General features: G+C 69.0%; 5 protein-coding genes. 3 read left to right on the forward strand and 2 right to left on the reverse strand.

Annotation, left to right across the window (positions count from 1 at the left end):
• Positions 1-148: 148 nt before the first annotated feature.
• Positions 149-1,831, reverse strand: coding sequence for a DUF5060 domain-containing protein (locus D7X96_RS38115; RefSeq protein ID WP_121771930.1), 1,683 nt, complete (start codon positions 1,829-1,831; stop codon positions 149-151).
• Positions 1,832-1,963: 132 nt separating this feature from the next.
• Between D7X96_RS38115 and D7X96_RS38120 the strand changes: the two genes are divergently transcribed.
• The 3 genes from D7X96_RS38120 to D7X96_RS38130 all read left to right on the forward strand — a co-directional run bounded on the left by D7X96_RS38120 (position 1,964) and on the right by D7X96_RS38130 (position 6,034).
• Entirely contained in the window at positions 1,964-2,521 is a 558-nt protein-coding gene (locus tag D7X96_RS38120) for a protein-tyrosine phosphatase family protein (RefSeq protein ID WP_120552845.1), read from the forward strand.
• 5 nt (positions 2,522-2,526) lie between these two features.
• Positions 2,527-4,254 carry a hypothetical protein gene (locus D7X96_RS38125; RefSeq protein ID WP_121771931.1) on the forward strand — a complete coding sequence of 576 codons (1,728 nt, stop codon included), beginning with the start codon at positions 2,527-2,529 and terminating at the stop codon, positions 4,252-4,254.
• A gap of 562 nt (positions 4,255-4,816) precedes the next feature.
• Positions 4,817-6,034, forward strand: coding sequence for a FadR/GntR family transcriptional regulator (locus D7X96_RS38130; protein ID WP_121771932.1), 1,218 nt, complete (start codon positions 4,817-4,819; stop codon positions 6,032-6,034).
• 52 nt (positions 6,035-6,086) lie between these two features.
• Here D7X96_RS38130 and D7X96_RS38135 read toward each other — a convergent pair whose 3' ends face one another.
• A complete protein-coding gene (locus tag D7X96_RS38135) occupies positions 6,087-7,043 on the reverse strand; it encodes a glycoside hydrolase 5 family protein (protein ID WP_279637427.1) in 957 nt (318 codons plus the stop codon).
• Positions 7,044-7,045 lie beyond the last annotated feature (2 nt).

Consider the following 7,045-nt stretch of genomic DNA (forward strand, 5'->3'; position numbering starts at 1 on the left):
ACCCACCACCGCCGCCCGCATCGTGCCCGCCACCGCCGCGCCATCCATGAGCCGCCCCCGATGAATCGCTCAAGCTAGAGCGGCCAGTGCCACACGGGACCCGGCGCGACAGGGAGGCCCTGCTGTGGACTCGTCGCCATGAGCAGGCTCAGCGCACTGCCTCCACGACGCCGGCCGCGTGCCGCACGAACGGGGGCACGCTGAGCAACACCTCCGGCTGGGCCACCAGCCGCTGCTCGCGGCTCAGCACCTCGCCCGTCACGTCGTTCCACCAGGTGATGCGGTACTCCCCGGGCCCAAGCCCCACGCGCACCTGTGCGCCGGACACAGGCTCGCCATAGCCCTGCTCCGCGCCCATCACCCACAGCGCCTGGAGGCCCGGGCGGCCCATGGCCCAGGACCGCGTGCCGTCCGGTGACGCCGGGGGTGACTCCATCGGCAGCAGCGGCGGCCCCGGAGGCAGCCGGGCAAGGTAGTCCGCCAGCACGCGGAAGTGCCGGCCTCGCTCCGGAGTCATCGGCACGTCGGAGTCCTCGGTGAAGGGCGGAGCGCTGTGCGCGAGCACACCCGCGCCACAGAAGGTGGTGACCCAGATGCCCACGTGCGTGTGGTCATACGTCCGGCGGTCCTCGCCGCCGTAGCCGAACTCGCCCAGGAGGATGGGCTTGTCGTAGCCCCACGTCTCCGCCACCTTGCGCGTCAGCTCCGCCGCCAGCGCATGCACCTCATAGAACTCCTTGCCGTACAGGTGCCATTGCAGGAGGTCATCCAGCCGGCTCGCGTACCAGGGGCGCTCGTCGCCATCGACGTTCCACTGCAATCCCACCGAACCCACCGTGACCAGGTGCCCGTACGGGTCCTCCGCGTGCCACGTCTCCGCGAGCTTCACCGCCCAGGGCATCCACGTCGCCTCGCCAACGTTGCCGTCCCACTCCGGCTCATTGAGCAGGTCCACGGCCAGCAAGGAAGGTGACGCACCGAAGCGCGCGAGCACGTAGCGCAGCCGCCTCTCCGCCAACTCCGGCCGGTCGAAGAAATCATCCGGCATGGCGGCGGGCCCTCCGCGCGCGGTGCTGTAGGGATTGTCCTCCCAGCTCTTCCACGTCTCCCCAGGCGTGAAGCCCACCGCGAAGAGGGCGAGGACGACCTGCAGGCCATGCTGCTCCGCGGCGTCGAAGATGGCGTCGTAGCGGGCGGCCACCTCCGCGTCGAAGACGCCGGGACGCGGCTCCAGGCAGCCGGGCTGGGGGCCAGGCTGAGGCTCCTCCCGCTCGCAGTCGGTGAAGATGAAGACGCGCAAGGTGTTCATCCCGCGCGCCGCCATGCCCGCGATGTATTCAGCCGAGGACTGCTGGCCTTGGTTCCAAGAGGGGTCGTAGACGTTGAAGCGGTTCTCCCCCAGCGGCAGGAAGGGCGTGCCGTCCTCCCACGACAGGTGATGCGCGGAGACCGGGCTCCGGCGCACGAACCCCCGGCGTGAGGACGGCCGGGACAGGAACCGGCCCGACGCAACCTCCTTCGCGCCGGCCTGGATGCGGTAGCGGTATTCGCCCACCTCCTGGGGCGTGAAGCGCACGCGGAAGCCGCCACCCGTCACGGGAAAGCCGCCCACGTCCATCTCGCGGCCAGAAGGCGCCACGAAGCGAGCCTGCACGCGGACCTCATCCGGAGCGCCCGAGATGCCAGGAACGCTGAAGCCCACTTCAAACCGGGCAAAGCGCTCCACCTCCTGGAGCGGAGCTGGAACGGCAGGCGGAGGCCGGTGGGCCGCGCAGCCCACGAGCAGCACCACCCACACCCCCACCGGCCAGCCCCTCATGAAAGGCGCCATGTCCCCTCCCCTCCCAGGGCCACTCAAGCGGAGCGAGCGCCCGCGCCAACTCCGAGCCCGCCCGGCCGTCCATCACCCCGGGCCCCTATGTTCCTCCAGGGTCCCGAGCCGCCGGGATGGAAGGGAGCGCGAATGCGAGTGAAGGAGCGGGAGCTCAATCTCGACTGGGTGACGCCGCTGTTGGCGGTGGGCGGAAGCTATCCCATGGAGGCCGCCGCGCATCTGGCCCAGAAGCTGGGCGTGCGTCATGTGGTGGATGTCCGGGTGGAGTGTCAGGACGACGAGCACGTGCTCCGGGAGCACGGCATCACGTTCCTGCACCTGCCCACGGTGGACATGCGCGCCATCCAGCTGAGGATGATCCACGACGGGGTGGCGTGGGTGCGCGAGCGGCTGGAGAGAGAGCAGAAGGTCCTCATCCACTGCGAGCACGGAATCGGGAGGAGCGCGCTGCTGGCCTTGTGCGTGCTGGTGGATCAGGGCCTGGAACCGCTCGAAGCGTTGGACCTGGCGAAGACGCGCAGGCCCCGCGTGTCGCCCAGTCCGGAGCAACTGAAGGCCTTCATCGCGTACACGCAGGACGTGCGGGATAGACAGTCCGTCGCCTGGCCGGTGCCCACGCTCGAGGCCCTGGGCACCATCGCGTACCGGCATCTGCGCATGGGAATGGAAACGACGAGCGGAAGCTGAAGGGCATGCTCGTCCACGGAGACCATCCGCGAGCGCTGGACCCCAGGAAGGTCCTCGGTCCGCTGAGGGCCCGGCTGCGGAGACTGGACACGCTTCCTCCGGGGCTGGAGCGGCACGCGGAGCTGGTGACGCTGTTCATCGAAGCCAGCGTGCTCGCCCAGGGACTGCTCGACGCGGCCGACGAGGCAGGCCCCAGAAGTGAGACCTGGCTTTCCCTGCCCCTGGAGCTCGCGAGACGCCTCGGTGACTCATGGGATGGCGTCACCGCGACGGGCAAGGCCTCGCTGGCACTGCTCGAATCGCTGGAACGAAGCCCCCTGCCCGCGCAAGTGACGCTCAAGGAGCCAGAAGGCTACGCGCACTTCGCGCTGTACCCGGAGCTGTACCTGGAGGCCGCGAGGGCCTCACGGCTCGCGGGTTCAACGCGGGTGGTGGGCGTGCGCAGCATCGGCACCGGGCTCGCATGCATCGTTGCCGCGGGCCTGGATGCGTCCAAGCCGCCCCTCACGGTCCGTCCCGAGGGTCCCCCATTCGAGCGCCGGCTGAGTCCCGGTCCCCAGCTCACGCGAGCACTGGAAGCCGTGGCCCGAGCGGACGCGGTCGCCATCGTGGACGAAGGCCCCGGGCTCTCAGGCAGCTCCTTCGGAGCAGTGGCGGATTTCCTGGAGGCCCGAAGCCTGCCACGCGAGCGGCTCCACTTCTTCCCCAGCCACGAGGGTGCCCCAGGTCCCATGGCGAGTGGGCATCAACGAGCACGTTGGGCCCAGGTCCACCGCCACACCGCGGACTTCAACACCTGTGCCGCGAGACTCGCGGCCTGGGTGGAGGACCTCACCGGACCGGCCATCGCGCCACTGGAGGACATCAGCGCGGGCGCCTGGCGCCGGCACCTCATCCCGGATCCACGAGACTGGCCCGCGGTCCACGTCCAGCAGGAGCGCCGCAAGTACCTGCTGACCACGGATCAAGGCACGTTCCTGCTCCGTTTCGCGGGCCTCGGAGTCCCAGCGGAGCACCGGGCCCACCGGGCACGACAACTCGCGGAAGCCGGCTTCACACCGCCCGTCACAGGACTGAGGCATGGCTTCCTCGTCCAGCCCTGGCTCGAGCCGCCGCGAGCCTGCCTCCGGCCTCGCGCCATGCCTCTGGAGCACTTGGGCCATTACCTCGGTTTCCGGGCACGAACCTTCCCCGCGCCAGAGCCCGGGCGCGGGGCCTCCATGAGCCAGCTGCTGGAGATGGCCCGCTACAACACCAGTCAGATTCTTGGCGAAGAGAGCGCAAGGGCCCTCGACGCCTGGGCCGTCCACCTGGATGCGCTCGAACAAGCGGCGCGACCGGTGGAGACAGACCACAAGCTCCAGGCCTGGGAATGGCTCGAGCTTCCCGGAGGACAGGTGCTCAAGACAGACGCCGTGGACCACCATGCCGGGCTCGACCTGGTGGGCTGCCAGGACGTGGCCTGGGACATCGTGGGAGCCGCCGTCGAACTGGACCTGAGCGAACCCGAGCTCGCCACGCAAGTCGAGCGGACCTGCGGCCACCCCGTGTCCCCCCTGCTCCTGTGCTTCTACGAGCCCTGCTATCTCGCCTTCCAATGCGGGCACCACACCCTGGCCGCGACCGCGCTTGAAGCAATCGCACCCGACGAAGCCGTCCGTCTGCACGCCGCCGCAGCCCGCTACGCCCTGCGCCTGAAAGACGCCCTGCGCCGTCAGCCGAAAAAGCATTGACCAGGGAGCAAGCATCAAAAGCGCAGCAGCAAGCCACGACGTCATGCGCGCAAGTCCACCACGGCCCGGCGCGCCAATGGACCACAGACAGGTTCTTGCGAGCACAACAACACGGGGCCACGAACAAAGGCCCCCGCCGGGCACGCCCTCAAAAAACCTGTCCGACTGTCCGACAGGTCCAGGACAACGCACCGGTTCAAGACGACGTGCCTACGAGGACACAACGGGGGAGCCAATGGAAAGACCCGCCCGCCGGGCGCGGACTCCAAAAACCTGTCCGACTGCCCGACAGGTTTCGCCAACCGAGGCCCAAGCTCGCGAACGTGTCCGACAGTCCGACAGGTTTTCACTTCATGGGGGCTGAGCCTGCGAACGTGTCCGACTGTCCGACTGGTTTTGCCGCCTGAAGCCAGGACCTGCGAACGTGTCTGACAGTCGGACAGGTTTTTTCAGTCCGGTCCCGGAGGGTGCCTTCTCCAGTCAGCCGACTCGGACGGTGAGGCCTCACGCGTCCATGTCAGACCCCTGTGGTTGGATGGCGATGCTGGAACGAGGAAGGGGAATGGGGATGGGACACGGCGGGCTCGTGGCGTACGTGGAAGCGCAGATTGAGCGCGACATCGCGCTGGGACGGATTCACCCGAGCGGGCGGTTCGGCTCGGAAGCGAAGCTGGCGCGTCACTATGACGTCTGCCGGGGCACCATCCGTGAAGCGCTGCGGCGGCTGGCGGCGCGGGGCGTGGTGGTGCAGCGGCCTGGACGCAAGACGCGCGCGGTGCCACTGGATGAGTCCCTGTCGCTGGAGAACCTGGGCCTGGCGCTGCATGACACGCGCTCTCCAGAGGCCCGGTGGCTCCTGGAGGGCTACTTCAGTCTCCGGCGGCAAGTGCTGGTGGAGCTGCTGTCCGACTGCTGCGCACGGGCTTCCAAGCGGGACCTGGACCAACTGGGGAGCATCTGCTTCGGACTCTGGGACGCGGCGCGGTGGGAGTCGGGGGCTTCCTGCGCCCAGGTGGAATTCGAGTTGCTGCGGCTGGCGGCCCGGGTGGCGAACCGGCCCGGGCACGTGCTCCTCGTGCAGTCCCTGCAGCGGGCCTTCATGGTTGGCGCGGCCCAGCTGCTGCCCCACCTGGGAGGTGAGCCGCTGCGGCAGTGGGCAAACTGCGCGAAGGATGCCCTGCATGATCGCGATACGCGGGCCATCCAGCAGGAACTGCCGACACTGATGAAGGTTTGCGATGAGCGTTTGCTTGAGCAATTCCTGCCGGCAGTCCCCGACTCCCACCGCGTCTCAGAGGGCATTCCGGACGGCCCCGTGTCAGCCGGTGCGCCGGATGAAGCCCTGGAGGCACGGCCCTGTGTGGAGGAGCCTGGCCTTGGCCACATCGTGCCAGCCACGCCTCAAGACTCCGCGCTGGCGGCACTCCCTGGCGCGGAGATGCGTGACCTTGGCGTTGTTAATCCAGCCGCCCCCGGCTTCGGGGCGTGTGGGCCCGGCAGCATCCTGTCGACTGCTGGGGACTTCGCGGTGCTCGGGGTCGCTCCCTGCCTTCCTCCAACCGCCACCGAGGTTCGTGGGGAATGTGCCGGGAGTGGGATGGGCTCGGCGCAGGGAGGATTGGCTGACCGCCGGACGGGTTGGGAGACCTTGTCCTCTGAAGAGAACCTCCAGCGTGCGGCGGCATGCGCGGAGCGTGGATCGCTTCGCGGCATCCTGGGCCGGTGGGCTGCTCGCCTCTGGCGCTTCCTTGCCCGAGCTCCGGCACCACCCTCATCGTGAGCGACGGCTTTCCGCCCATGAGGCTTGAGCACGCATGGCCTGCCCTGGCGGCCTATGTGGCGTAGCGCTTCGTCATCCTCGCGCAGAAGTCCGCGTACTCCTCCACGTGGTTCGGCGGACTGGTGTGGTGCGCGGCCATGCCGCAGGACTCCGGCGTGAAGCAGTAGGTGAGCGTCACGGCGAAATCCTCCAACGCGCGCATCTGCCGGTCGAACCACGCCTCCGCTCCAGGCCGCAGGCTGTCCGCCCAGCTCAAGCCCGTACGCAGGTGGCGCACTCCCAGCTTCTTCAGCCACGCCACCGCTTCGTCCAGCCGCGGGTCCTCGAAGTGGAACCACTGACAGATGCCCAGCTCCGGCGTGTAGTCCGCGAAGTGGCGCAGGGCTCGCTTCGGGGTGCCGTCCTCGCGCAAGAGCCCCATGTGGAAGTGCCGGTAGTACGACGACCCTTCCGCCTCGCGGTGGCGCGTCGTGGCGGGCCACGCCTTGGGCAGGTCATAGAGGCTGTACCAGTGGATGCGCTCCACCCGGCCCAGGAGCAGCTCCGCGGTGCGCCGGAGCCCGAACTCCTGCACCTCCTCCGCTCCAAAGGAGGACACCCCTACCTCCGTGACCCACACCGGATGCCGGGTCACCGCGCGCACCTCCGCGAGCCGCCGGGGCCACTCGTCGATGGGCCAGTGGTTCCAGTCCAGCGGGAAGCCATGCACCGCCACCACGTCCACCTCGTCCAGCGCCCCCTGCCGCCCCAGGTGCTCCAGGAAGCCAGGGTCGATGGGCGACATGCCCCCCAACACCCGAGGCAGCGTCGGGTGCTCCGCGCGGACCGCCGCCCCCGCCAGCCGCACCATCCGCGAATAGATGCGCCAGTCCTTGTCGAGCTCGAGGTCCCAGTGGGACTTGTTGTTCGGCTCGTTCCAGAGCTTCACCGCTTCAATCATCGCGCGCCCCCTCCCCTCCAGGGTGTGCAGTGCCCGGGGCCATTCAAGGCAACCACCCCCCAGGGGCACCC

The sequence above is a fragment of the Corallococcus interemptor genome (assembly GCF_003668875.1).
In the GTDB taxonomy this organism is placed as follows: Bacteria; Myxococcota; Myxococcia; order Myxococcales; family Myxococcaceae; genus Corallococcus; species Corallococcus interemptor.

Bases quoted from the DNA above. Each gene is read 5' to 3' on its own strand.
- D7X96_RS38115 (WP_121771930.1), bottom strand. From the start codon at position 1,831: ATGGCGCCTTTCATGAGGGGCTGGCCGGTGGGGGTGTGGGTGGTGCTG.
- D7X96_RS38120 (WP_120552845.1), top strand. From the start codon at position 1,964: ATGCGAGTGAAGGAGCGGGAGCTCAATCTCGACTGGGTGACGCCGCTG.
- D7X96_RS38125 (WP_121771931.1), top strand. From the start codon at position 2,527: ATGCTCGTCCACGGAGACCATCCGCGAGCGCTGGACCCCAGGAAGGTC.
- D7X96_RS38130 (WP_121771932.1), top strand. From the start codon at position 4,817: ATGGGGATGGGACACGGCGGGCTCGTGGCGTACGTGGAAGCGCAGATT.